Annotated in this window: 17 protein-coding genes; 10 read left to right on the forward strand and 7 right to left on the reverse strand. The window is 66.1% G+C overall.

Annotation, left to right across the window (positions count from 1 at the left end; genetic code table 11):
* Window positions 1-241: 241 nt before the first annotated feature.
* From AAFG13_RS30250 to pdeM, 3 genes are all read left to right on the forward strand, one after another.
* Window positions 242-1,468: an ABC transporter substrate-binding protein gene (locus AAFG13_RS30250; RefSeq protein ID WP_342709091.1), complete on the forward strand. Its 1,227-nt coding sequence runs from the start codon at window positions 242-244 to the stop codon at window positions 1,466-1,468.
* A 322-nt stretch (window positions 1,469-1,790) separates the two neighbouring features.
* Complete coding sequence (locus AAFG13_RS30255) at window positions 1,791-4,508, forward strand: ligase-associated DNA damage response DEXH box helicase (protein ID WP_342713427.1); 2,718 nt, start codon at window positions 1,791-1,793, stop codon at window positions 4,506-4,508.
* Between the two features lie 63 nt (window positions 4,509-4,571).
* On the forward strand, window positions 4,572-5,243 hold the full coding sequence (gene pdeM, locus AAFG13_RS30260) for a ligase-associated DNA damage response endonuclease PdeM (protein WP_212319861.1): 672 nt from the start codon (window positions 4,572-4,574) through the stop codon (window positions 5,241-5,243).
* Between the two features lie 148 nt (window positions 5,244-5,391).
* Here pdeM and AAFG13_RS30265 read toward each other — a convergent pair whose 3' ends face one another.
* On the reverse strand, window positions 5,392-6,255 hold the full coding sequence (locus AAFG13_RS30265) for a LysR substrate-binding domain-containing protein (RefSeq protein WP_342709092.1): 864 nt from the start codon (window positions 6,253-6,255) through the stop codon (window positions 5,392-5,394).
* Window positions 6,256-6,365: 110 nt separating this feature from the next.
* Between AAFG13_RS30265 and AAFG13_RS30270 the strand changes: the two genes are divergently transcribed.
* The 3 genes from AAFG13_RS30270 to AAFG13_RS30280 are packed head-to-tail and all read left to right on the forward strand — an operon-like array spanning window position 6,366 to window position 9,443.
* Window positions 6,366-7,292 carry a DMT family transporter gene (locus AAFG13_RS30270; protein WP_342709093.1) on the forward strand — a complete coding sequence of 309 codons (927 nt, stop codon included), beginning with the start codon at window positions 6,366-6,368 and terminating at the stop codon, window positions 7,290-7,292.
* The gene (locus AAFG13_RS30275; RefSeq protein WP_342709094.1) at window positions 7,289-8,053 is read left to right on the forward strand and encodes an MBL fold metallo-hydrolase; all 765 of its coding nucleotides are present in this window, start codon (window positions 7,289-7,291) and stop codon (window positions 8,051-8,053) included. The genes AAFG13_RS30270 and AAFG13_RS30275 overlap by 4 nt, the downstream gene beginning before the upstream one ends.
* Window positions 8,054-8,111: 58 nt before the next feature.
* Window positions 8,112-9,443, forward strand: coding sequence for a divalent metal cation transporter (locus AAFG13_RS30280; RefSeq protein ID WP_342709095.1), 1,332 nt, complete (start codon window positions 8,112-8,114; stop codon window positions 9,441-9,443).
* 9 nt (window positions 9,444-9,452) lie between these two features.
* Here AAFG13_RS30280 and AAFG13_RS30285 read toward each other — a convergent pair whose 3' ends face one another.
* Entirely contained in the window at window positions 9,453-9,935 is a 483-nt protein-coding gene (locus AAFG13_RS30285; protein WP_212319870.1) for an Lrp/AsnC family transcriptional regulator, read from the reverse strand.
* Window positions 9,936-10,082: 147 nt separating this feature from the next.
* On the opposite strand from AAFG13_RS30285, the gene AAFG13_RS30290 reads away from it, so the two are divergent.
* Window positions 10,083-11,393 carry an aspartate aminotransferase family protein gene (locus AAFG13_RS30290; RefSeq protein ID WP_212319872.1) on the forward strand — a complete coding sequence of 437 codons (1,311 nt, stop codon included), beginning with the start codon at window positions 10,083-10,085 and terminating at the stop codon, window positions 11,391-11,393.
* 98 nt (window positions 11,394-11,491) lie between these two features.
* On the opposite strand, the gene AAFG13_RS30295 is transcribed toward AAFG13_RS30290, so the two are convergent.
* The 5 genes from AAFG13_RS30295 to AAFG13_RS30315 all read right to left on the reverse strand — a co-directional run bounded on the left by AAFG13_RS30295 (window position 11,492) and on the right by AAFG13_RS30315 (window position 18,953).
* Window positions 11,492-12,271, reverse strand: a complete 780-nt coding sequence (locus tag AAFG13_RS30295; protein ID WP_342709096.1) for a TIGR02186 family protein — start codon at window positions 12,269-12,271, stop codon at window positions 11,492-11,494.
* Window positions 12,268-13,197 carry a sulfite exporter TauE/SafE family protein gene (locus AAFG13_RS30300; protein WP_176528822.1) on the reverse strand — a complete coding sequence of 310 codons (930 nt, stop codon included), beginning with the start codon at window positions 13,195-13,197 and terminating at the stop codon, window positions 12,268-12,270. The genes AAFG13_RS30295 and AAFG13_RS30300 overlap by 4 nt, the downstream gene beginning before the upstream one ends.
* 321 nt (window positions 13,198-13,518) lie before the next feature.
* The gene (locus AAFG13_RS30305; protein WP_342709097.1) at window positions 13,519-14,220 is read right to left on the reverse strand and encodes a hypothetical protein; all 702 of its coding nucleotides are present in this window, start codon (window positions 14,218-14,220) and stop codon (window positions 13,519-13,521) included.
* Window positions 14,221-14,508: 288 nt separating this feature from the next.
* Window positions 14,509-18,087 carry a hypothetical protein gene (locus AAFG13_RS30310; protein WP_342709098.1) on the reverse strand — a complete coding sequence of 1,193 codons (3,579 nt, stop codon included), beginning with the start codon at window positions 18,085-18,087 and terminating at the stop codon, window positions 14,509-14,511.
* Between the two features lie 278 nt (window positions 18,088-18,365).
* Window positions 18,366-18,953, reverse strand: a complete 588-nt coding sequence (locus AAFG13_RS30315; protein ID WP_342709099.1) for a PadR family transcriptional regulator — start codon at window positions 18,951-18,953, stop codon at window positions 18,366-18,368.
* 163 nt (window positions 18,954-19,116) lie between these two features.
* Between AAFG13_RS30315 and AAFG13_RS30320 the strand changes: the two genes are divergently transcribed.
* The 3 genes from AAFG13_RS30320 (at window position 19,117) to AAFG13_RS30330 (ending at window position 22,775) form a co-directional block, all read left to right on the forward strand.
* Window positions 19,117-19,533, forward strand: a complete 417-nt coding sequence (locus AAFG13_RS30320; RefSeq protein WP_342709100.1) for a nuclear transport factor 2 family protein — start codon at window positions 19,117-19,119, stop codon at window positions 19,531-19,533.
* A gap of 108 nt (window positions 19,534-19,641) precedes the next feature.
* Window positions 19,642-21,429 carry an acyl-CoA dehydrogenase C-terminal domain-containing protein gene (locus tag AAFG13_RS30325; RefSeq protein WP_342709101.1) on the forward strand — a complete coding sequence of 596 codons (1,788 nt, stop codon included), beginning with the start codon at window positions 19,642-19,644 and terminating at the stop codon, window positions 21,427-21,429.
* Window positions 21,430-21,566: 137 nt separating this feature from the next.
* Window positions 21,567-22,775: an acetyl-CoA C-acetyltransferase gene (locus AAFG13_RS30330; protein WP_212319888.1), complete on the forward strand. Its 1,209-nt coding sequence runs from the start codon at window positions 21,567-21,569 to the stop codon at window positions 22,773-22,775.
* The last annotated feature ends 136 nt before the right edge of the window (window positions 22,776-22,911 follow it).

Below are 22,911 nucleotides of genomic sequence, written 5' to 3' on the forward strand. Positions count from 1 at the left end.
AGCGCCGGATGAGGGGTCTGCATCCGCGGAGACAGACCCCTCACCCGGCTACATCTCGCTCCGCTCGATTTCGCCACCCTCTCCCACAAGGGGAGAGGGTGCCTGGTCATCTGCCGCCCTCAAACTTGAGTCTACACGCTACGCATTTGCCGTGACGCGGCATTGCGCCGCAAAGCCGTGACTTCGCGCTTGCCCGGCGCAGGGCGGAATGCGAGAGCTTTTCGCCTCAGGGAGAGAAACAATGAAAAAACATACGCGGCGCGAGTTCGGCGCCACCGCATTGTCCGTGATCGCTGCGTCCGTGCTGCCTGCGCCGTTCGTCCGGGCCGCCGACAAGAAGTACGATCCGGGCGCGAGCGATTCCGAGATCAAGCTCGGCCAGACCGTGCCGCATTCCGGCCCCGGCTCGCTCTATGGTGTGCTGGGCCGGGTCGGCGAAGCCTATTTCCAGATGCTGAACGACAAGGGCGGCATCAACGGCCGCAAGGTGAAATTCCTCACCATGGACGACGCCTACAGCGCGCCGAAATGCGTCGAGGCGACGCGCCGCCTGGTCGAGCAGGAAGAGGTGCTGGCGCTCTATGGCTCGCTCGGCACCGCGCCGCAGACCGCCGTGCACAAATACCTCAACTCCAAGGGCGTTCCCCAATTGCTGTTGAACACCGGCGCCTCGAAATGGAACGATCCGAAGAACAATAAATGGACCATGGCGGGCCTGCCGCTCTATCCGACCGAAGCCCGCATCCTTGCCAAGCACGTCGTCAGCGTGAAGCCGAACGCCAGGATCGGCATCCTCTACCAGAACGACGATTTCGGCCGCGACTTCCTCGGCCCGTTCAAGAAGGTGCTGGCCGATGCCGGCGGCAAGGCACAGGTGATCATGGAGCAGACCTACGATCTCACCGATCCGACGGTCGATTCCCAGCTCATCAATCTCTCGAAATCGGGTGCCGACGTGTTCTACAACATCACCACCGGCAAGGCGACGTCGCAGTCGATCCGCAAGGTGGCCGAGCTCGGCTGGAAGCCGTTGCAGCTGTTGTCGGCAGGCTCGACCGGCCGCTCGATCCTGAGCGCCGCGGGCCTCGAGAACGCCAAGGACATCGTCGCGATCCGCTACAACAAGGAAGTCGGCGTGCCCCGCTACGAGAAGGATGCGGATGTGGTCGCGTTCGAGGAACTGCGCAAGAAGTACCTGCCGAACATCGATCCCGACAACACCATCGCCTTCGCCGGCTACGGCCAGGCGGCGACGATGGGTGAAATCCTGCGCCGCTGCGGCGACGATCTGACCCGCGCCAACGTGCTGAAGCACGCCACCACGCTGGCCGGCTTCCACTCGCCCTATTTCCTCGACGGCATCAATTACAGCTATACGCCCGACGACTACACGCCGATGAAGACGCTCTATGTCTCGATCTTCAACGGCAAGGACTGGGATCTCTTGGGCGAGCCGATGACGGAGTAGGGGGCAGAAGCTTTCTCTTCTCCCTCTCCCCGTTCTTACGGGGAGAGGGTTGGGGTGAGGGGCTCTCTCCACCAGGCAATGTGAGCTGAGACACCTGTACCCCCTCACCCGGATCGCATCTGACGATGCGACATAACCGAAGCTTCGCTTCGGCGTCCTTCTCAGGACGGCCGCCGGAGGCGGCCTATGCCTCTCCCCGCAGGCGGGGCGAGGTGACTTCCGGGTGCTTCGCAGCCCACAGAGCGAGATGATCGCCCCTGCCACCTGCCGCCATTTCCGTCCTGCCCTCGACGAAACCCGCTGAACCACCTACCTCTTGGGCGTGTCGACGCTCGATCTCTTTTCCGTCACGCCGTCGGAAACGGCCGATCTCTTGCCGCGCCGGTTTCGCGACTGGTTCGCTTCGCGCGGCTGGTCGCCGCGCGAGCATCAGCTCGCGCTGCTGGCGAAGGCGCGCGAGGAGCGTTCGGCGCTGCTGATTGCGCCTACGGGTGCGGGCAAGACGCTGGCGGGTTTCTTGCCGACGCTCGTGGAGTTGAGTGGGGAAGGGCAGGGCAAGACTTCTCACCTCCCCCTGAAAGGGGGAGGTCGGCGCGAACAGGCGCGCGACAGCGCGGCTGACCCCAACCCTCCCCCTTTCAGGGAGAGGGAGCCTGACGACCTCGCAAGCGGCAAAATTGAACCGGCGGTAATCCGGCCCAACCTCATCTCCACCGGCCGCGGCGTTCGCCGCAGCGGCGGGCTGCATACGCTCTACATCTCGCCGCTGAAGGCGCTCGCGGTCGACATTGCGCGCAATCTGGAGACGCCGGTTGCCGAGATGGGCTTCCCGATCAAGATCGAGACCCGTACCGGCGACACGCCGGTGTCGCGGCGGCAGCGGCAGCGGCGTTATCCGCCGGATATTCTGCTCACCACGCCGGAGCAGCTGGCGCTGCTGCTCGCCTCCGACGATGCGCCTTTTCTGTTCTCTTCGCTGAAGCGCATCGTGCTCGACGAGCTGCATGCGTTGGTCACTTCCAAGCGCGGCGATCTGCTGTCGCTCGGGCTTGCGCGGCTCTGGACCATCGCGCCGCAGGCGCGCGCGATCGGTCTCTCGGCGACGGTGGCCGAGCCGGAACAGCTCGCGCGCTTCCTGGTGCCGCAGCCGGGCGGCGAGAGCGTGTCCGCCGACGTCGTAATCGCCGGTGGCGCCGCGCCGCCGGTGGTCGAGATGCTCGACACGCGGGAGCGGCTGCCGTGGTCGGGCCACAGTGCGCGCCACGCGCTGCCCGAGGTCTATGAGCTGATCAAGCGCAACAAGACCACGCTGGTGTTCGTCAACACCCGCAGCCAGGCCGAGATGCTGTTCCAGGATCTGTGGCGCATGAACGACGACGGGCTCGCGATCGCGCTGCATCACGGCTCGCTCGATGTCGCGCAGCGCCGCAAGGTCGAGGATGCGATGGCCGCGGGCCGCTTGCGCGGCGTGGTCTGCACCTCCTCGCTCGATCTCGGCGTCGACTGGGGCGATGTCGATCTCGTCATCAATATCGGTGCGCCGAAGGGCTCGTCGCGGCTGATGCAGCGGATCGGCCGTGCCAACCACCGCTTCGACGAAGCCTCGCGCGCCGTGCTGGTGCCGGCCAACCGCTTCGAGGTACTGGAATGCCGCGTCGCGATCGACGCCATTGCCGAAAATGCGCAGGACACGCCGCCCTTGCGTTCGGGCGCGCTCGACGTGTTGGCTCAGCACGTGCTCGGCTGCGCCTGCGGCAAGCCGTTCCTGTCCGACGAACTCTACGATGAAGTCAGGACCGCGGCGCCCTATGCGTCGCTGACGCGAACCGATTTCGACGATGTGGTCGACTTCGTCGCGACCGGCGGCTACGCGCTGAAGACCTACGAACGCTTCGCGCGGATCAAGCAGGACAAGCAGGGCCGCTGGCGCGTCACCAATCCCAAGGTACGGCAGAGCTACCGCCTCAACGTCGGGACCATCGTCGAGGAGACCATGCTGAAGGTGCGGCTGGTGCGCTCGCGTGCCGGCGGCCAAGGAAAAAGTAGCGGTTCGACCGGCGCGATCGCCCGCGGCGGCCGGATGCTCGGCGAGATCGAGGAGGTCTTCATCGAGGGCCTCGTGCCCGGCGACACTTTTGTCTTTGGCGGTGAGGTGGTGCGCTACGAGGCATTGGTTGAAGACCAGGTCTATGTCTCCCGCGCCAATGATAAGGATGCAAAAGTGCCGTCCTACATGGGCGGCAAGTTCCCGCTGTCGACCTATCTCGCCGAACGCGTGCGGAAGCTGCTCGACAACAGCCGGGCCTGGAGCGGATTGCCGGATCAGGTGCACGACTGGCTGTCGCTGCAGCGAAAGTTCTCGCGGGTGCCTGCGGTGCGCGAGCTGCTGGTGGAAACCTTTCCGCGCGGTGGCAGCCATTATCTGGTCTGCTATCCGTTTGAGGGCCGGCTCGCGCACCAGACGCTCGGCATGCTGCTGACGCGCCGGCTGGAGCGCGCCCGCGCCCGCCCGCTCGGCTTCGTCGCCAATGAATATGCTCTGGCGGTGTGGGGCGTCGGCGATCTCTCCTTCATGATCCGGCACGGCAGACTCGACCTCAACGCGCTGTTCGACCCCGACATGCTCGGCGACGATCTCGAAGCGTGGCTTGCGGAATCCGCGCTGATGAAGCGGACCTTCCGCAACTGCGCCATCATCTCGGGGCTGATCGCGCGCCGCTTCACCGACGAGGAGAAGTCCCGCCGCCAGGTGCTGTTCTCGACCGATTTAATCTACGACGTGCTGCGCAAGCACCAGGCCGATCACGTGCTGCTGCGCGCCGCGCGCGGCGATGCCGCCACGGGATTGCTCGATCTCCGCCGCCTCAGCGACATGCTTTCGCGCATCCACGGCCGAATCACCCACAAGGACCTCGACCACGTTTCTCCGCTTGCCGTGCCCGCGCTGCTGGAAATCGGCCGCGAGTCAGTTTATGGCGAAGCATCCGACGAGCTCCTGGCCGAGGCGGCCGAGGAACTCGTGCGGGAGGCGACGACGTAACGCTGGTATTTTGGGGAACAGCACGTGGCGGCAAGCGCGCTAGCTTTGCGAGACGGTGACGACATGCGCGTTTCGACGGTCACGGTGGCGGATGTCGGCTTCGTGGCGGATTGCTCCGGCGCGCTGTTCTGGGAAGAGCAGCGCCTGCTCGTGGTGTCCGACCTGCATCTGGAAAAAGGCTCGAGCTTCGCTGCCCGCGGCGTGCTGCTGCCACCCTACGACACGGTGGCGACGTTGAGCCGGCTTGCCACTGTGATCGCGCGGCACGATCCCAGGCAGGTGATCGCGCTCGGCGACAGCTTTCACGACCGCGATGCGCATGCGCGACTGTCGGAGCCGGATCGCGAGGCGCTGGCGGCGCTGCAAATGCGGCGCAACTGGATCTGGATTGCGGGCAATCACGATCCGGCGCTGCCGACCAGTCTCGGCGGCGTGGTCGCGACCGAGGTCGCGATCGGCCCGATCGTATTCCGCCATGAGCCGACCGGCGCTGCCGGCGAGATCGCCGGCCACCTTCACCCCAAGGCACGGGTGCCGACCCGTGGCCGTTCGATCGAGCGCCGTTGTTTCGCATCCGACGGCGAACGCGCGGTGATGCCGGCGTTCGGCGCCTATACCGGGGGCTTGAGCATCCGCGACGCGGCATTCGCACGGATTTTCGGATCGCCGGGTTTCATGGCCCACGTGCTCGGCGACAACCGCGTCCACGCGTTCGTGGCGTCGCGGTGTTATTGAGACATCCAAGCATTTCTATCACCGTGATCCTGAGGTGCGAGCAGAGCGAGCCTCGAAGGATGCACGGCCACCGTCCGGGCCGTTCATCCTTCGAGGCTCGCAAGCGCTCGCACCTCAGGATGATGGGATGGAGACTGTAGCATCGCCGCTACGCCGCCTTCGCCTGCACGCTCTCGCAATACTCCGCGAGCCGATCCGCCAGCCGCAGCGTTGCGGGGCTGGCTTCAGGGGCGGCGATGAGGGCGACTTCGGTCCGCTCGATCGGGGCAAAGCCGTCTTTTGCCGTCAGCACGCGATGCTCGGCCTGGATCGACATCTCCGACAGGATGCTTAAGCCCAGGCCCGCGGCGACTGCGGCCTGGATGCCGGCGAGGCTGGAGGAGGTGTAGGCCATGTGCCAGTTACGGCCCGCGCGCTCCAGCGCATGGATGGCATGGGCGCGATAGAGGCAGCCCGAGCCGAAGCCAATCAGCGGCACCGAGCCGGTCGCCGTGTCGCGTGGATGGCTCTTGCTGGTGACCCAGTGCACCCGTTCCGGCCACACCGCGATGCCGCCCTTCTCGCTGGCGGCGCGCTTGATCAGCGCGAGATCGAGGTCGCCGCGCTCCAGATCGCGGTACAGGAACAGGCTTTGGCCCGAGCGCACGTCGAGCCGCAAATTCGGGTGGCTGCGCGCGAAGGTCGCGAGCAATCTCGTCAACCGATAGGCGGCAAAATCCTCGGTGATGCCGATCCGGATCGCGCCTTCGCTGCCGGGGCGCGAGAGCACGTCGCGGGCCTCTTCCGCGAGCGACAGCAGCCGCCGCGCATAGGTCAGGAGCCGCTCGCCGGCCTCCGTCGGGGTGACGTCCTTGCCGCTGCGGATCAGGAGCGGCTGGCCGACATCCTCCTCCAGGCGCTTGATCTGCTGGCTCACCGTCGATTGCGTGCGGTGGACGCGCTCTCCGGCGCGGGTGAAGCCGCCGGCATCGACCACCGAGACCAAACTGCGCAGGAGCTCCAGGTCGAGCATCGCAGCCTCCATTCATAAATCCACTGGATGTCAGTCTATCATTTAATTTCCAAATGGCAAGGCGCGGGCCTAGATCATGAGCGAAGGCGAAATCGCCAGGAGAAGCTCCCATGTCCGCCGCAACCTCGATGTCCGTCCCCCGCACCCGCTTCAACACTCTGCCGCTGCTGATCGCCCTGTTCTGCCTGCTCTGGAGCTACGCCTTCGTCGCCGGCAAGATCGGCGTCACCGATTGTCCGCCGCTGATCCTGCTCGCCGCGCGATTCTCGCTCGCTGGAGTCCTGATCCTCGGCATCTCCTTGCTGCGCGGGGATCAATGGGATCTCACCTGGCGTGACGCGGCGGTGTTCGCCGTGCTCGGCGTCGCCAACAACGCGCTCTATCTTGGCCTCGGCTATACCGGCCTGAAGACGGTCTCTGCCGGGCTCGGCGCGCTGATCGTCTCCGCCAATCCGGTCTTCACCGCCATGCTGGCGGCGATGTTCCTCGGCGAGAGCATGACCTTGCGCAAGGTGGTGGGCCTCCTGCTCGGCATCGTCGGCGTCGCGTTCATCGTCTGGCATCGCATGAAGGTCGGCACCGACAGTCCGCACGGCATACTCTTCACATTGGCCTCGCTTGCCTCGATCGTCGCCGGCACCGTCCTGTTCAAGCTGCTGGCGCCGAAGGGCAGCCTGTGGATCGGCAACGGCATCCAGAACATCGCCGGTGGCCTTGCGGTGATGCCGTTCGCCTTCACGCTCTCCAGCGTTAGTGACATCGTGCCCAGCATGCGGCTCGCCGGCGCCTTCGCCTTCCTCGTGCTCGGCGGTTCGATCCTCGCCTATCTGCTCTGGTTTCATCTCCTGAAAGTGTGTGGCGCGACCGCTGCAAGCGCCTATCACTTCCTGATGCCGCCGCTCGGCATGCTGTTCGCCTATCTCGTGCTCGGCGAGCATGTCGAATTTCGCGATTTGCTCGGGATCATTCCGGTCGCGCTCGGCATTTACCTGGTGACCCGCCCCGCCGCGGCTTCGCCCAAGAGGAGTGTGACGTGAGCATCACCATCACCCTGATCGGAGGCCCAACCGCCCTGATCGAGATCGACGGGTTCCGCCTGCTCACCGATCCGACCTTCGATGCGCCCGGCGACTATCAACTGCCGCATGTGAAGCTGGAGAAGCTGACGGGGCCCGCGCTCAGCGCGCGCGATGTCGGCGAGATCGATGCGGTGCTGCTGAGCCATGACCAGCATTCTGACAATCTCGACCATTCCGGACGGGATTTCCTTAAAGAGGCGAAGCGCGTGCTGACGACGGAGGCCGGCGCCAAGCGGCTTGGTGGCAACGCCGAGGGTTTTGCGCCCTGGGCCTCGACCGCACTGACGAAGGGCGGCCGGACGCTCGCCGTCACCGCGACGCCGGCGCGGCACGGGCCCGCGGGCATCGAGCCGTTGTCCGGTGACGTCATCGGCTTCGTCCTGGAGCCGGCGAAGCCCGGCCGTCCGGTCTATGTCAGCGGCGACACCACCTGGTTCGACGGTGTCGCCGAGGTCGCGCGGCGCTTTACTTGCGGCGTGGTGCTGCCGTTCGCCGGTGCTGCACAGACGCGCGGCCCGTTCCATCTCACCATGGACACCAACGACACCATCGAGACCGCGCGCGCCTTTGCGGACGCAGTCATCGTGCCCGTTCATACCGACGGCTGGGCGCATTTCCGGCAGAACGCGAGTGACCTGCGCGCGAGCTTCGATACGCTCGGCTTCGGCCGCCGTCTGCGCATCCTCGCGCCCGGCGTCGCCACGGACATCGAGGGATAGGTTTCATCCCAGGAACCTTGGCGGCATCCGGCCCGTTGTCAGACGGCTGGAACCGGACATGACGCGGCAAGAGACGATCTCGCGACACGACAAGGATGAAGATGCGCCGCCGGCAAAGCCGCGGCGCGAGCCGTTCAGTTTCAAGCGCATCGTGAAGTCGCTCGGCCCCGGCCTGATCACCGGCGCCTCCGACGACGATCCTTCGGGCATCGGCACCTACAGCCAGGCCGGCGCGCAACTCGGTTACGGCATCGGCTGGACCATGCTGCTGACCTTCCCGCTGATGACCGCGATCCAGGAAATCTCGGCGCGGGTCGGCCGTGTCACCGGGCACGGCATATCGGGCAATGTCTGCCGGCATTATCCAGGCTGGCTGCTGATCATCGTGGTGACGCTGCTGTTCATCGCCAACACCGTCAACATCGCCGCCGACCTGTCGGCCATGGCGGACGCGACCAAGCTCCTGATCGGCGGTCCGGCCATCCTCTATGTCGTGCTGTTCGGCGTGACCTCGGTCGCCGCCCAGATCTTCATGAACTACCGGCGCTACGTCGCCGTCCTGAAATGGCTGACGCTCAGCCTGTTCGCCTATGTCGCGGCGCTCGCCTTTGCCAAGGTGTCGTGGATGCAGGCGCTGGCTGGCGTGCTCGTTCCGCGCCTGACCTGGAACTCCGATTATTTCACCACCATCGTGGCGATCTTCGGCACAACTATCTCGCCCTATCTGTTCTTCTGGCAGGCCTCGCAGGAGGCGGAGGAGCAGCGGGTCGACGTCACCAAGCATCCGTTGATCGAGAAAGCTTACGGCGTACGGAAGGAATTTTCCCGCATTCGTGCCGACACCATCACCGGCATGGCGTTCTCCAACCTGATCGCGCTGTCGATCATCGTCACCGCCGCCGCGTCGCTGCACGCTGCCGGCAAGACCGATATCCAGACCTCGGCGCAGGCCGCCGAGGCGTTGCGCCCGATCGCCGGTCCCTTTGCCGAGGTGATCTTCGCGCTCGGCATCGTCGGCACGGGCCTGCTGGCGATCCCGGTGCTCGCAGGCGCGACGGCGTATGCCGTCGGCGAGGGCCGGCGCTGGCCGGTCGGACTGGCACGCAAGCCGAAGGAGGCGATGGCGTTCTATTCGGTGCTGGCGCTGTCGGGCGGCATCGGCATCGCGCTCAACTTCACGCCGATCGATCCGATCTCGGCGCTGTATTGGAGCGCGGTCGTCAACGGCGTGCTCGCGGTGCCGGTGATGGTGCTGCTGATGGTCATGGCCCGCCACAAGGCGGTCATGGGACGCTTCGTGATCGGCGGGTGGCTCTACTGGCTCGGCTGGCTCTCGACCGCAGCGATGGCGCTCAGCGTGATCGCGATGGCGGTCGGGGTGCTTGTTTGATCTTTGCGTTCAGAACAGGGCGCTGTCGATCTTCGTCGTCGATTTGACCTTCCGCAGGATGATGGTCGTGCGGTAGCTCGCGATATCGGTGTCGGGATGCATCAGGCGGTCGAGGATGAACGATTGATAGCTTGCGAGATCTGAGGACACGACCCGCAGCGCGTAATCCCAGTCGCCGGCAATCATGCAGCATTCGACGACCTCCGGAAGGTCGATCACCTTTTTCTCGAAACGCGCGAAGGATTCCCTGTTCTGCTGCTTGAGGCGGAGTTCGACGATCACGTCGAACCCGAGTCCAATTCGCGCAGGGTCCACCAATGCCACATAGGAATTGATGACGCCGGTCTCTTCCAGGGTCCGGACGCGTCTCATACAGGGGGCCGACGAGAGGCCGATCCGCTCGGCCAGCTCGAGGTTGGTGATGCGCCCCTCGACCTGCAGCACGTCGAGGATTTTCCGGTCCATCTCGTCGATCACGATCGTAGTTCCCATTTCTTTCGCATTTGCCGTCTTTTGCGCAATTGATTGCAGAAGCACGGGCAAATTGCATCTCAAATCGCAATGTCATTGCTGTGTGGGATGCATAAGATGCGCTGCAAAGGTCGTTCATCGCGGCGACCGAGCAGCAAGGAAACGGGCATGGCCGGAAACGACGACAAATCCTTCTGGGATCGCGCGCGGCGTCACCTCATCCGCTATGGCGGGACGTTCGCTCCCGTCATCATCGAGCGCGCCTCCGGATCCTTCGTCTATGACGCCGACGGCCGCGCCATCCTGGATTTCACGTCCGGGCAGATGAGCGCCGTGCTTGGTCACGGTCACCCGGAGATCGTCAAGACCATCGGCGAGCATGCCGAGCGGCTCGACCATCTGTTCAGCGGCATGCTGACGCGTCCGGTCGTCGCGCTCGCCGAACAGCTCGCGGAGCTCTTGCCACCGGGGCTCGATCGCGCCTTGCTGCTGAGCACGGGGGCCGAGTCGAACGAGGCGGCCATCAAGATGGCCAAGCTCGCCACCGGCCGCTTCGAGACCGTCGCGTTCGCGCAGTCCTGGCACGGCATGACATCGGGTGCAGCCGGGGCGACCTATTCGGCCGGCCGCAAGGGCTATGGTCCGGCGCCGGTCGGCTCGCTCGCGATCCCAACGCCGAACCCCTATCGGCCCCGCTTCGGCAATGCGGCCGACTGGCGGGCCGAACTGGCCTACGCCTTCGATCTCGTCGACCGCCAATCGACCGGCTCGCTTGCCTGCATGATCGCCGAGCCGATCCTGAGCTCCGGCGGGTTGATCGATCTGCCGGAGGGCTATCTCGCCGCGCTGAAGGAGCTGTGCCGCGCGCGCGGCATGCTGCTGATCGTCGACGAGGCGCAGACCGGGCTCGGGCGAACCGGCGCCATGTTCGCCTTCGAGCGTGACGGCGTCGTGCCCGATATCCTGACCTTGTCGAAGACGCTCGGCGCCGGGCTGCCATTGGCCGCGGTGGTCACGTCAGCGGAAATCGAGGAGCGCTGTCACGAGCGCGGCTTCCTGTTCTACACGACGCATGTATCGGACCCGATGCCGGCCGCGGTCGGGCTGAAGGTCATCGAGATCATCCTTCGCGACCGATTGGCCGAGCGCGCGGGGATCGCAGGCGCGCGGCTGAGGGATGGGCTGCTCGCGCTTCAGAACCGGTTCGAATGTATCGGCGACGTCCGCGGCCGAGGGCTGATGCAGGGCATCGAGATCGTGCGCGACCGCTTCAGCAAGGAGCCCGACGAAGCGCTCGGCACGCTTGTATCGCAGCGCTGCCTGGAGCTCGGACTGAGCACCAACATCGTGCAGTTGCCGGGCATGGGCAGCGTCTTCCGCATTGCTCCGCCGCTGACGATCAGCGACGACGAGATCGATCTCGGCCTCTCGATCCTGAGCGGAGCGTTCGAAAGCGCGTTGCAGCAGATGCGTGACTAGAGCCCCGTTCCGAATGAATCGGAACGGGCTCTAGATTCTTGTTTTGACGCGTTTTCTTCACGCGAACCGGTATCCACTTCGCTCGAAAACGCTCTAAATCAATCCTTGCGGAACACGATCGAGGCCATCCAGCCGGTCATCAGCGCCATGAAAGCGGTGACGAGGCCGTAGACCAGGCCGTTCTGCCGCGCGGTGGTGGCGACGAACTGCTCGAAGCCGACCTTGACGATCTCGAAGGCGGTCTCGGTCTTGGTCACCAGCGCGCCGTCGGAAAACAGCTTGATCTCGACATTGTAGGTGCCGATCGGCACCTCCGCCGGCAGCGGAATGCCGGTGCGGAACAAGGTCGGGGTCAGGAACGTCACCGCCGAGGTGGCTTCGCGGTACAGCCCGTGTTCGGAGCGCAGCCGGACGAAGGCGCTGCGGAACGGATCGTTCGGCACCACGTCGGCAAAGTCGGGCCCGACCCGCTGCATCAGCAGCACGTTGTTGAGCCCGAGCTGCTGCCGCCGCTGCACCTCCGGCGAGGCGATCTGGTCGAACGGACGATTGGAGAACAGCGCGAGATAGCCCGGTACCTGCAGGAACTGCCGCGAGTCGGTGTTGATCCAGATCCCGAATTTGCGCTCCTTGCGCCGCGTCACCATGTCGGCGCGCGGACCGGCCACCGTGACGACGAGATCGTAATTGCCGCGATTGGACGGCGTCTTGTCGTCCTTCTCGACCGAGCCGAACAGCACGAGCTCGCCGCCGGAATAGTTCGGCGTCACGGTGACGCGGTGGTTGGAGACCGACACGATCAGCCGCTCGGCGCGCGCGGGTGTGGCCACCAGGCTGGCGGCGAGGCCGATGATCGCAAGCGCCGCGCGCAGCCTCATGGCGGGGCCCCGCCGGTTTCGCGGATGCTGAACAGGTCCTGCGGCCGGATCACCAGCTCGACCGCAAAGCGGATGCCGACCGCGAGCACGAGCAGGCCGAGCAAGAGCCGCAGATGCTCGCCGCGGATCTTCTGGCCGGCACGGGCGCCGAACTGCGCGCCGGTGACACCGCCGATCATCAGGATCAGCGCCAGCACGGCGTCGACCAGATGGTTGGTCACCGCGTGCAGCATGGTCGCGAACACCATGGTGACGAGGGTGAGCACCATCGAGGTGCCGATCACGGTCGAGGTCGGCACCCGCAGCACATAGATCATCAGCGGCACCAGGATGAAGCCGCCGCCGATGCCCATCACCGCACCGATGAAGCCGATCACGAGCCCGACCACGACGACCGGGATGACCGAGAGGTAGATCTTGGAGCGCTTGAAGCGCAGCTTCAGCGGCAGGCCGTGGATCCAGCCATGGCTGCCGGGCTTGCGCAGCGTGACCGGGCCGCCGCGCCGGGAACGCAGCATCGCGCGCAGGCCTTCCCAGAACATCAGCCCGCCGACCGTGGTCAGCAGGATGACGTAGGACAGCGCGATCATCAGGTCGAGCTGGCCGAGCGAACGCAGGAAGGTGAAGGTCCACACCCCGAGCGCAGTGCCGATCGTGCCGCCGACCAGCAGCACCGCCGCCAGCAGCGGGTCGATCGCGCGCCGGCGCCAATAGGAGATCGCGCCGGAGAATGAGGAGGCCGCGATGTGGCTGGCGACCGAGGCAACCGCGACCGCGGGCGCGATGCCGACGAAGATCAGCAGCGGCGTCATCAGGAAGCCGCCGCCGATCCCGAACATGCCGGAGACGAATCCAACCGCCGCACCCATCGCCAGGATGAGGAAGACATTGACCGGAATGTCGGCGATCGGGAGGTAGAGCTGCACGCGCGTTGCTTCTTGTCGGTTCGCCACATGCTGGGGCGCAAGGCCGCATCACGGCGTGATGTCGTTCTGGTCGGGCATTCTCCGGCTGAACGAATCCGGTCGGCGCGCAAGAAGCAGGCGAACGCGGGTCGATTGCCGCGTTCTTGCATAACCGAAATCGGCGAGGGGAGGGACTAAAGAATCCGCTCTCGATGGCATTTTTCGCCGCACGTGGCCGCCCCGCTGCGGACGTGGTTGATAATTCAGATTAATGACGCCGGTGTCGGCTGGTTTGAGCATGATCTTTTCGGAAAACCGCTCCGCACTTTTCCGGATCATGCTTCAGGGCCGATCGACCGGCCTGGTGATCAGGTTCAGCGCGAGCGCTTCCTTCGGGCTCAGCCAGCGGATATCCGAGGTCTGCGACATCGCTTCCACGATCCCGGACGAGACGCCCATCTTGGTCATGTAGCCCAGCACCATGCCCTGGATGCGTTGCGCCTCGGCGAGGGGATCGTTGACCGGTGCGCTGGTCGTGAAGCGATGCACGCCGAGCCGTGAGCCCGCGATGCCATAGCGGGTCTGGCCGCCGGCATAGACCAGCACACAGGCGCTGGCACAGGCGGCGGCGCGGAGCTTGCCCGAGGCGTCTGATGTGGCGACGGCGGTGACGAGCCCATGGGTGCGGATGACCTCGCCCATGATCGCGGCCTGGTTCAGCGCACCGCCCTGCGACGACAGCAGCACGGCGTCACCAGGGACGAGACGCGCCTCGGTGAGCCGGTCGCGGAACCAGCTCGCGCTGGCCGAGCCGATCGTGCCGCTGATCGCAAGCGCACGCCGGCCGCGGCCCGACCCGTCGATGTCGACGTCGGGAATCACCGCCGAATTCATGCTCGCCGCGATGTAGGTCTCGCGCCAGAAGTCCCACGCGCCGGGCTTCGACAGGTCGCGATAGGCCTGAATGGCGACGCTCGACAACAGCAGCACGAAGATGATGACGGACAAGAGCGAGAACCGGAACGTGCCGGGCGGCGATGCCACGTTCTCTTGTCCTTGCCCTTGCGGGGGCGGAGGCCGAGGAGAAGGCCGAGCCTTGGGAGGAGGCGCGGCAAATGGCGACGGCGTCTGACGCGGCGGCGCGACGCGGGGACCGGTCGGCGACGAACGATGGCCTGTTCCATCATCCTGACGATCGTCGACAGACAAGCCTGACCCTCCGGAGCGCGTGCGCCGTTGGCGCGGGGTTTGCGCCTATCTACACGGCGAAAGGGCGGAGGGATAGGACAGCGGCGCCGTCAAGGCGCCGCAGCAGCTTTCAAATGAGTGCGATTAGTGTGCGGCCAGCGCCGCGGTCCGCTTCGACGGTGGCTTGACGGACTTCGCCGCCGCGGGCTGCACCGGCGCGCCGTCCCAGCCGCCGGCCGGGGCCGGCACGTTGACTGCATCGCTCGGCTGCGGCTCGGGGGTAAAGGTCTGGATCGCAAGCTTCGCTGCGGCCAGCGACTGCGGGTCGAGGCGCTTGGCGATATCGTCGCGCTTGTGGCCGGCGTCGGCGTCGCCCTGTGCAGCCGCGAGGCTGAACCACTTGAACGACTCGGCGAGGTTCTGTTCGACCCCGATGCCGCGGGCATAGAGGATGCCGAGGTTGACCTGGCTGTCGGCGACGCCGCGATCGGCCGCCTTGCGGAACCATTGCGCGGCGCTCTTGTAATCGGCGCCCTTGCCGCCGCCATCGGCGTCGAGCACCGCGAGATTGTGCATCGCCTTGGCATTGCCGCGCTCCGCAGCCTGCACGTAATAGCGCCGTGCGACATCGAAATCGCGCTTCACGCTCAGACCCTTCTCGTAGAACGTGCCGAGCCGGAACATCGCGGGCACCACGCCGGCCTGTGCCGCGCGGCCATACCATTTGGCAGCTTCGTCGACATTGGCGGGCACGCCCTTGCCTTCGGCAAAGCGGACGCCGACCTCATAGGCCGCGGCCGCATCGCCCCTGATCGCGGCCGTGCGCAGCGCCGGACCGCCGATCGCGTCGGGCAGCTTCTCGCCCGCCGGAATTTGGACCATGGCAAGCTTGCCGCCGAGCGGCGGTGCGGTCGGAATCGTGCCGGTGATATCACTGGCGGCGGCGATCGGTGCCGCAGCCGGCTCCGGCGCCGCGACGGGCGCGGGCGCTTGAGGGATCGTCACCTGCGCGCTGTCGAGCGTGTTAGGCGCGGCCGTATTGTTGGACTGGCGGCCGAGCGGCGTCGGCGAGGTCATCGACGGCCCGGGCGTGCCGGACGGCGCAGCCGGCGTTGGGACGACAGAGTTCTCGGCAGGCAGCTGCACGGGCGGCGCGGCCGGCTCGCTGTGCTCGATCGCCGGCGTCTGCGGCGCGGAGCTGGTATCGAGCAGGTTCATCGCCATCTTGGCGGTCGAGAGCAGGATCACGACCACGCTCGCGCCGACCAGCAGCGATCGGATCTTGGAGGTGATGGTCGAAGGCTGGGCCTCCGGCGCGCCAGTCGCCGCCGCACCAGTCGCGGGCACGCCGGCCTTGCCGGCAGCGGCCTTCGCAGCCTTGTCGGCCTTCTCCTTGGCCTTGGCGGCGGCCTTGCTCGCGGCGCGCGCGGCCTTGTCGTTGACGGGCTGTGCGGCGGCGGCCTGCGCGGCGCGGCGCGCGGCGGCGATGAAGCTCGAGGTCGAGACCGGCTCCTTCTTGCCGGCGGGTAGATCGCTGATCGCGCGTTCGGAATCCGCGATCCGCTCCGACGGCGACGACGCGCGGCCCGTAGGGCGCGTGCCCGGCTCGAGCGGATGATCCGGCGGCAGATCCGGCGCGATCGCGGCGCGCGCGGAGGCGGCATGCGGCTCGAGGATCTCGCTGATCGCGCGCGGCGGCAGCGGCGGCGGCGCGGTCTCGACCGGCTGCGCGGCATGGAATTCGCGCGGCGCGGACATGAAGTGCTCCTGCGCCAGCGCAGGATTGGGCAATTCGGGCCTGTACGATTCAGGCCGGTACGATTCAGGCTTATATGATTCAGCCTTGTATGATTCAGGCTGCGCGGTCGGCTGCGGCATCGCCGCGCGCGGCATCTCCATCCGCGGTGCTTCCATCCGCGGTTCGGCATAAGCAGGGGCGGGCGGAGCCGGCGGCGCGGTGCGGACCGCGCGCAGATCGTTCTCGATCATCGCCAGCCGATCGACGACATGGCCGAGCGTGTTGTGAACGGTCTCCAGCGAATCCTGGGTGCGGCGATCGGTCTCCGACTGGCTGAAGCGGATGTCGGACAGTTCGCGCTTCACCAGGTCGACGATGCCGCTGTCCATCATCGGCTGCGGCGAGGAGCTGCTGACGTTGTTGCGGGTGGCGTCGGCGAGCGAGGCGATATGGGCGTGCTGCGCCTCGAGGTGCCGCATGATGTCATGCAGCCCTTCCTCGACCCGGCCGAGGTTGCCGGAGCGCTGGTCGGCGGACTCCAGGCGTTCGAGCAGATACGAGACGCGCTGCTCGAGATGGGTGAACGCCGACGAGCTGTCGTTGCCGACCTGCAGGCGGTCGATCCGCTCCGACAGCGAGCGCAGGGCGCCCTCGATGGCGTCGGTATTGTCGTAGCCAGCGACCGGCCGCTCGCGGGTCTCCAGCGTCGACGCCAATGCGGCGATGCGCTGCTCGATTCCGGCGAAGGCATCGACGTGGGACTCGGCGCGCGACATCTGCGACAGCTGGTCGACCTTCGCGGCCAGCGCATGCACGTCCCCGGAGAGCTGCAGCAGCGCGTCGTTGGAGGCGACGTTGGAGACGATGGCGCGCAGCGCGGCGATCGCGCTCTCGAGCTGATGCACCGTCGACGGATCGTCGTTGGCGCGCAGGATCATGTCGAGCTTGGCGCCGAGATTGCGGATCGCCTCGTCATAGCCGGTGAGCTGCTCGGCGGGCGTCAGCGTGCGCAGCGCCTCGCGGATTTCCGCCAGCGCGCGTTCGATGCCGGTAATCACCTGGACCTGGCCGTTGCTGCTGTCCTGGCGGATCTCGTCGATCCGGTGATGCAGCGAACGGATCTCGTTCTCGATCGATTCGATCGCGCGGCGCGGCATCGCCTCGGTGATCGCCTGGCGGATTTCGGCAAGCTCGCCGCGGAAGGCCGCGATCGATTGCTCGATATGATCGGGCCGCTGCAGCGCCTCGATCTGGCTCGTGATCTTGAGCAGGTGCCGCTCGAGCGAGGAGAAATCGGGCCCGGCCGGCGCAGCCGGCGGCGGCGCATAGGCGGCCATCGGCGGAGCCGCTTGCAGCATCGGCTGAGCGTTGCGCGGCGGCATCTGCCGTTGCGCTGATCCGTCGAGCTCGTTCTGACGTGCGGCGATCTCCGCGATCGCGGAATCGAACGACGCCGGGCTGAGCGGCGGCGAGGGGCGGTAGACCTGGGCTGCGGCGCGCTCGACCGCTTCCGCCTGGCGCAGCCTTTCCTCCAGTTGCCGGTCCTGCATCTGCGGCTCCCGCTGCATCTGCGCTTCACGCATCGGCTGGGGTTGCGGCTCGCGCGTGGGCTGCGGTCGCGAAATCTGCGACAGCCGCGCATCGAGGCGCGAAATCGCGTCGTTCAGCTGCCGTGCGACGGCGGGCTGGCCGCGCGGCACTTCGGCGCGCACGGCTTCGGCGCGCGACATTGGCTTTGCAATCTGTTCGATCTGGCGGGTGATCGCGTCGAGCCGCTGATGGATATCGGCGACCTCGCGGCTTTCCCGGCTCGGCATCGGCTGCCGTTGCTCGGGCGCCGTCCGCCAATCCGGCGGGCTCGGCTCGCCGACGGTGGAATTGAGCCAGTCGTTCAGCGACATGCCGGCGCGGCGCGCAGCCGCCTCGGCCCTGTCGCGGACGGAGGGATCGATGCCGTCAACACTCCACGATACGCGCGAATTCATGATTCCGTCCGGTCCCGACTCCGGCGCTACACCTTGCGCCCGCAGCCTCCCCGCGCATTCCCGTTAAGAGACAATCGAATTCTGCGCTGGTCGTCTGCTTCAGCTGCTGACTTTTTCCCGTCACGGTAAATAACGGGTTAAGGAATGCGGCCGGCGGGCCTTAAAGTTAGGGAATCCGGGAACCTGTTGCGCCGGATCAGGACACGCCTATCGCTTTCCGGCAAAGCGGATTCCGCGTCGCGTGCCGGCATGCGCAAAGCATGACCTGAGATTTGTTTCTAGCCGTTGCCTTCGCGCTTGCCGTCGTCGAGCGACAGCACATTGCCGCGACCGGACATCGCCGAGAGCGCGTCGAGCGCCTCCTCGCACCACTCCACCACCATGTGCTCATGGCGCATCCCGAGGCGCAGACTGAGCATCTTGCCGACATCGGCCGGCGGCGCGGTGCCGTCGGGGAAGCGCTTGTTGAGCAGACGCTCGTAGCGCTCGTAGCGGTCGCGATGATGCTCCAGCCGCGCCATCAGGTCGGTGCGCAGCGGCTCGATGTCGACGCAGTCGAGCGCATAGAGCCGGACCAGCAGGTCGTCCTTGATCGAGGGCGGAACGCTCGGCCGCGCCGCCCAGTGCTTCAACGCCGCGCGGCCCTCGGCCGTCAGCGTATAGACCAGCTTGTTCGGCTTGCCGGATTGCACCACCTCGCGGGCCTGGACGTGGCCCTTGTCGCGCAGGCGAGAGAGCTCGCGGTAGATCTGCTGATGGTCGGCCTTCCAGAAGAAGCCGATCGAGGCGTCGAACGTCTTGGCGAGCTCATAGCCCGTCATCGGACGTTCCGTGAGGCATGCGAGGATTGCGTCACCGAGTGCCAACGCCCACCTCCATCTCAGTTCCCAGGAAGACCATTCTGAAGTTCGCTTGACTTTATGCGTTACTGTGCATATGCGTCAATATGCATATGGTGATCGGCGTGCCGCCTTGTCGCGCGCGGCCGATGTTCAGGCCTCTCAACCCCCTGCCGCAGGAGACGTCCGAATGAGCAAGCCGGGCCTCGACAAGTGGTACGCCTACATGAAGTCCCACGACACCGTCGCTCTGTGGGATCTGCTGCATCCCGACGCGGTGTTCGAAAGCCCGGTCGTGCACACGCCGCAGCGCGGCCGCGACATCGCCTTCAAATACCTCACCAGCGCCGCCAAGGTGCTCGGCGGCCCGACCTTCAAGTATCTCGGCGAGTGGCGTAACGACACCGGCGCGGTGCTCGAGTTCGAGAACGAGATCGAAGGCATCAAGCTCAACGGCGTCGACATCATCACATTCGACGGTGACGGCCGGATCACGCATTTCAAGGTGATGGTGCGTCCGCTCAAGGCGATCAACCTGCTGCATCGGATGATGGGCGAGGAGTTGATGAAGCAGAGCGGCGCAACGTCGCAATCACAGTCTCGCTAGGACCTGCCGCGGACCTTCCGAACCGGATAAGGTCCGTTCCAACAAACCCAAGGACAGGCTGCGCAGCATCGGTCGCGCGTGCGACCGCGAGCCAGCCGGGAGATCAGCATGCCGACCTACAAAGCCCCCGTCGAAGACGTCAGCTTCCTGTTGAACGACGTTTTCCAGATCGACCGCTACGGCAATCTTCCCGGCTTCACCGATGCGTCGGCCGATGTGCGCGAGGCGATCCTCGGCGAAGCCGCCAAGCTCAGCGAAGAGGTGTTGCAGCCGCTCAATCGCACGGGCGATCTCGAAGGCTGCAAGCGTAATGACGACGGCAGCGTCACCACGCCGAAGGGCTTCAAGGAAGCCTTCAGGCAGGTCGCCGAAGGCGGCTGGCTCGGCCTGTCGGCGCCGACTGAATTTGGCGGCCAGGGCCTGCCGGTGACGCTCTCGCAGGCGGTCAACGAATTCCAGATCTCCGCCAACATGGCGTTCTCGATGTATGGCGGGCTGACCATGGGCGCGACCGCCGCGCTCCTGGTGCACGGCACCCCCGAGCAGAAGAAGACCTACGTGCCGAAGATGGTTGCCGGCGAGTGGACCGGCACGATGAACCTGACCGAGCCGCAGTGCGGCACCGATCTCGGTCTGCTCCGCACCAAGGCGGTGCGCCAGGCCGACGGCAGCTTCAAGATCACGGGCACCAAGATCTTCATCTCCGCCGGCGAGCACGACCTCGCCGACAACATCATCCACCTCGTGCTGGCCCGCATCGAAGGCGCGCCGGCCGGCATCAAGGGCGTCTCGCTGTTCGTCGTTCCCAAGGTGCTGGTCAATGCCGACGGCTCGCTCGGCCAGCGCAACGGCGTCACCTGCGGCTCGATCGAGCACAAGATGGGCATCCACGGCAATTCCACCTGTGTGATGAACTACGACAACGCCACCGGCTGGCTGATCGGCGAAGAGAACAAGGGCATGCAGGGCATGTTCGTGATGATGAACGAGGCTCGCCTCGGCGTCGCGGTGCAGGGCCTCGCGCAGTCCGAGGTCGCCTATCAGAACGCGGTCGCCTATGCGCGCGAGCGCCTGCAGGGCCGCGCGCTGACCGGCGTCAAGGCCGCCGACAAGCCGGCCGATCCGATCATCGTGCATCCCGACGTGCGCCGCACGCTGCTCACCATCCGCGCCTTCAACGAGGCGGCGCGCGCCATGGTGGTGTGGACCGCGCTGAAGAGCGACGTTGCGCACCGCTCCAACGACCCGAAGGATCGCCAGGCCGCCGACGACCACATGGGCCTGATGACGCCAGTGCTGAAGGGCGTTCTGACCGACACCGGCTTCGCCAACACGGTCTCGGCGCAGCAGATGTTCGGCGGCCACGGCTATATCGCCGAGCACGGCATGGAGCAGTTCGTGCGCGATGCCCGCATCGCGATGATCTATGAGGGCGCCAACGGCATCCAGGCGCTCGACCTGGTCGGCCGCAAGCTGCCGCGCGACGGCGGCCGTGCCGCGATGGCGTTCTTCGGCGAGGTCACGGCCTTCGCCAAGGAGCATGGCGGCGACGAGGCGATGAAGCCGTTCATCACCCCGCTCTCCACCGCGCTCGGCCATCTGCAGCAGGCTACCGGCTGGCTGATGCAGAACGCGCTGACCAAGCCCGACAATGCCGGCGCCGCCGCGACCGACTTCATGAAATTGTTCGGCCTCGTCGCGCTCGGCTACATGTGGGCGAAGATGGCCAAGGTGGCGCAGGACAAGGCCGCCGCCGGCGCGACGCCCTATCTCAACACCAAGCTCGTGACCGGCCGCTTTTTCATGGAAAGGCTGCTGCCGGAGACCGCCGTGCATCTGGCCCGGATCCAGAGCGGCAGCGCCACCACGATGGAATTGGCCGCGGAAGCGTTCTGAAGCGTTTTCCAGCGAAGTGGATACCGGTTCGCATGAAGAAAACGCGTCAAACAAGAAAGCCTTGAAAATTGCCGCCGCACCCGTGCGGCGGCGCTTCCTTCCGTATATATTATGATCCTCATATCAAGGAGGGCGTCATGCCTGAGGCATACATCTACGATCACGTTCGTACTCCGCGCGGCCGCGGCAAGGCCGATGGCGCGCTCCACGAGGTCACCGCGCTGGCGCTCGCCACGGTGCCGCTGACGTCGCTCAAGGAGCGCAACAATCTGCCCGAGGACTCCGTCGACGACGTCATCCTCGGCGTGGTCGATCCGGTCGGCGAGGCCGGCTCCGACATCGCCCGCTTCGCCGCGCTGAAGGCCGGCCTCGGCGAGAAGGTGCCGGGCGTGCAGATCAGCCGCTTCTGCGCCTCCGGCCTCGATGCCGTGAACTTCGCCGCGGCCCAGATCATGAGCGGCCAGCATGAGCTCGTGATCGGCGGCGGCGCGGAATCGATGAGCCGCGTCGGCATCGGCGCCTCCGGCGGCGCCTGGCCGATGGATCCCTCGATGGCGGTGCCGGCCTATTTCATGCCGCAGGGCATCTCGGCCGATCTGATCGCGACCAAATACGGTTTTTCGCGCGACGACGTCGACGCCTACGCCGTGCAGAGCCAGCAGCGTGCGGCCAAGGCCTGGGACGAAGGTCGCTTCAACAAGTCGGTGGTGCCGGTCAAGGACATCAACGGCCTGACCATCCTCGCCAAGGACGAGCACATGCGCCCGACCACGACGATGCAGTCGCTGGCGCAGCTGCAGCCGTCCTTCGCGGCGATGGCGGCGATGGCCGGCTTCGACGCGGTGGCGATCCAGTCGCATCCCGAGGTCGAGAAGGTCAATTACGTGCATCACGCCGGCAATTCCTCCGGCATCGTCGACGGCGCCGGCGCGGTGCTGCTCGGCAGCAAGGAGGCAGGAGCCAAACACGGGCTGAAGCCGCGTGCCAGGATCCGCGCCTTCGCCAATATCGGCTCGGAGCCGGCGATGATGCTGACCGGCCCGGTCGACGTCACCGAAAAGCTGTTCGAGCGTTCCGGCATGAAGAAGTCGGACATCGACCTGTTCGAGCTCAACGAGGCCTTTGCTTCGGTCGTGCTGCGCTACATCCAGGCCTTCGACATCGACAACGCCAAGATCAACGTCAATGGCGGCGCGATCGCGCTCGGCCATCCGCTCGGCGCGACCGGCGCGATGATCCTCGGCACCGTGCTCGACGAGCTCGAACGCACCAACAAGGAGACGGCGCTGGTGACGCTGTGCATCGGCGGCGGTATGGGCACCGCCACCATCATCGAGCGCGTGTAACGCTGCTGCGTAGGGTGGGTTAGCCGAAGGCGTAACCCACCATGTCACCGCGAGAGAGATGGTGGGTTACGCTTCGCTAACCCACCCTACGAGATCGAGACGCAACCGCCGCGCCTGAGATCGGCCGCCGGCACCG

It is taken from the genome of Bradyrhizobium sp. B124, assembly GCF_038967635.1.
Lineage (GTDB): Bacteria > Pseudomonadota > Alphaproteobacteria > Rhizobiales > Xanthobacteraceae > Bradyrhizobium.

What these genes read in the sequence shown, in the direction of transcription:
- AAFG13_RS30250 (WP_342709091.1), top strand. Translation starts at nt 242, where the DNA reads ATGAAAAAACATACGCGGCGCGAGTTCGGCGCCACCGCATTGTCCGTG.
- pdeM (WP_212319861.1), top strand. Translation starts at nt 4,572, where the DNA reads ATGCGCGTTTCGACGGTCACGGTGGCGGATGTCGGCTTCGTGGCGGAT.
- AAFG13_RS30265 (WP_342709092.1), bottom strand. Translation starts at nt 6,255, where the DNA reads ATGCTCGACCTGGAGCTCCTGCGCAGTTTGGTCTCGGTGGTCGATGCC.
- AAFG13_RS30270 (WP_342709093.1), top strand. Translation starts at nt 6,366, where the DNA reads ATGTCCGCCGCAACCTCGATGTCCGTCCCCCGCACCCGCTTCAACACT.
- AAFG13_RS30280 (WP_342709095.1), top strand. Translation starts at nt 8,112, where the DNA reads ATGACGCGGCAAGAGACGATCTCGCGACACGACAAGGATGAAGATGCG.
- AAFG13_RS30285 (WP_212319870.1), bottom strand. Translation starts at nt 9,935, where the DNA reads ATGGGAACTACGATCGTGATCGACGAGATGGACCGGAAAATCCTCGAC.
- AAFG13_RS30290 (WP_212319872.1), top strand. Translation starts at nt 10,083, where the DNA reads ATGGCCGGAAACGACGACAAATCCTTCTGGGATCGCGCGCGGCGTCAC.
- AAFG13_RS30295 (WP_342709096.1), bottom strand. Translation starts at nt 12,271, where the DNA reads ATGAGGCTGCGCGCGGCGCTTGCGATCATCGGCCTCGCCGCCAGCCTG.
- AAFG13_RS30310 (WP_342709098.1), bottom strand. Translation starts at nt 18,087, where the DNA reads ATGAATTCGCGCGTATCGTGGAGTGTTGACGGCATCGATCCCTCCGTC.
- AAFG13_RS30320 (WP_342709100.1), top strand. Translation starts at nt 19,117, where the DNA reads ATGAGCAAGCCGGGCCTCGACAAGTGGTACGCCTACATGAAGTCCCAC.
- AAFG13_RS30325 (WP_342709101.1), top strand. Translation starts at nt 19,642, where the DNA reads ATGCCGACCTACAAAGCCCCCGTCGAAGACGTCAGCTTCCTGTTGAAC.
- AAFG13_RS30330 (WP_212319888.1), top strand. Translation starts at nt 21,567, where the DNA reads ATGCCTGAGGCATACATCTACGATCACGTTCGTACTCCGCGCGGCCGC.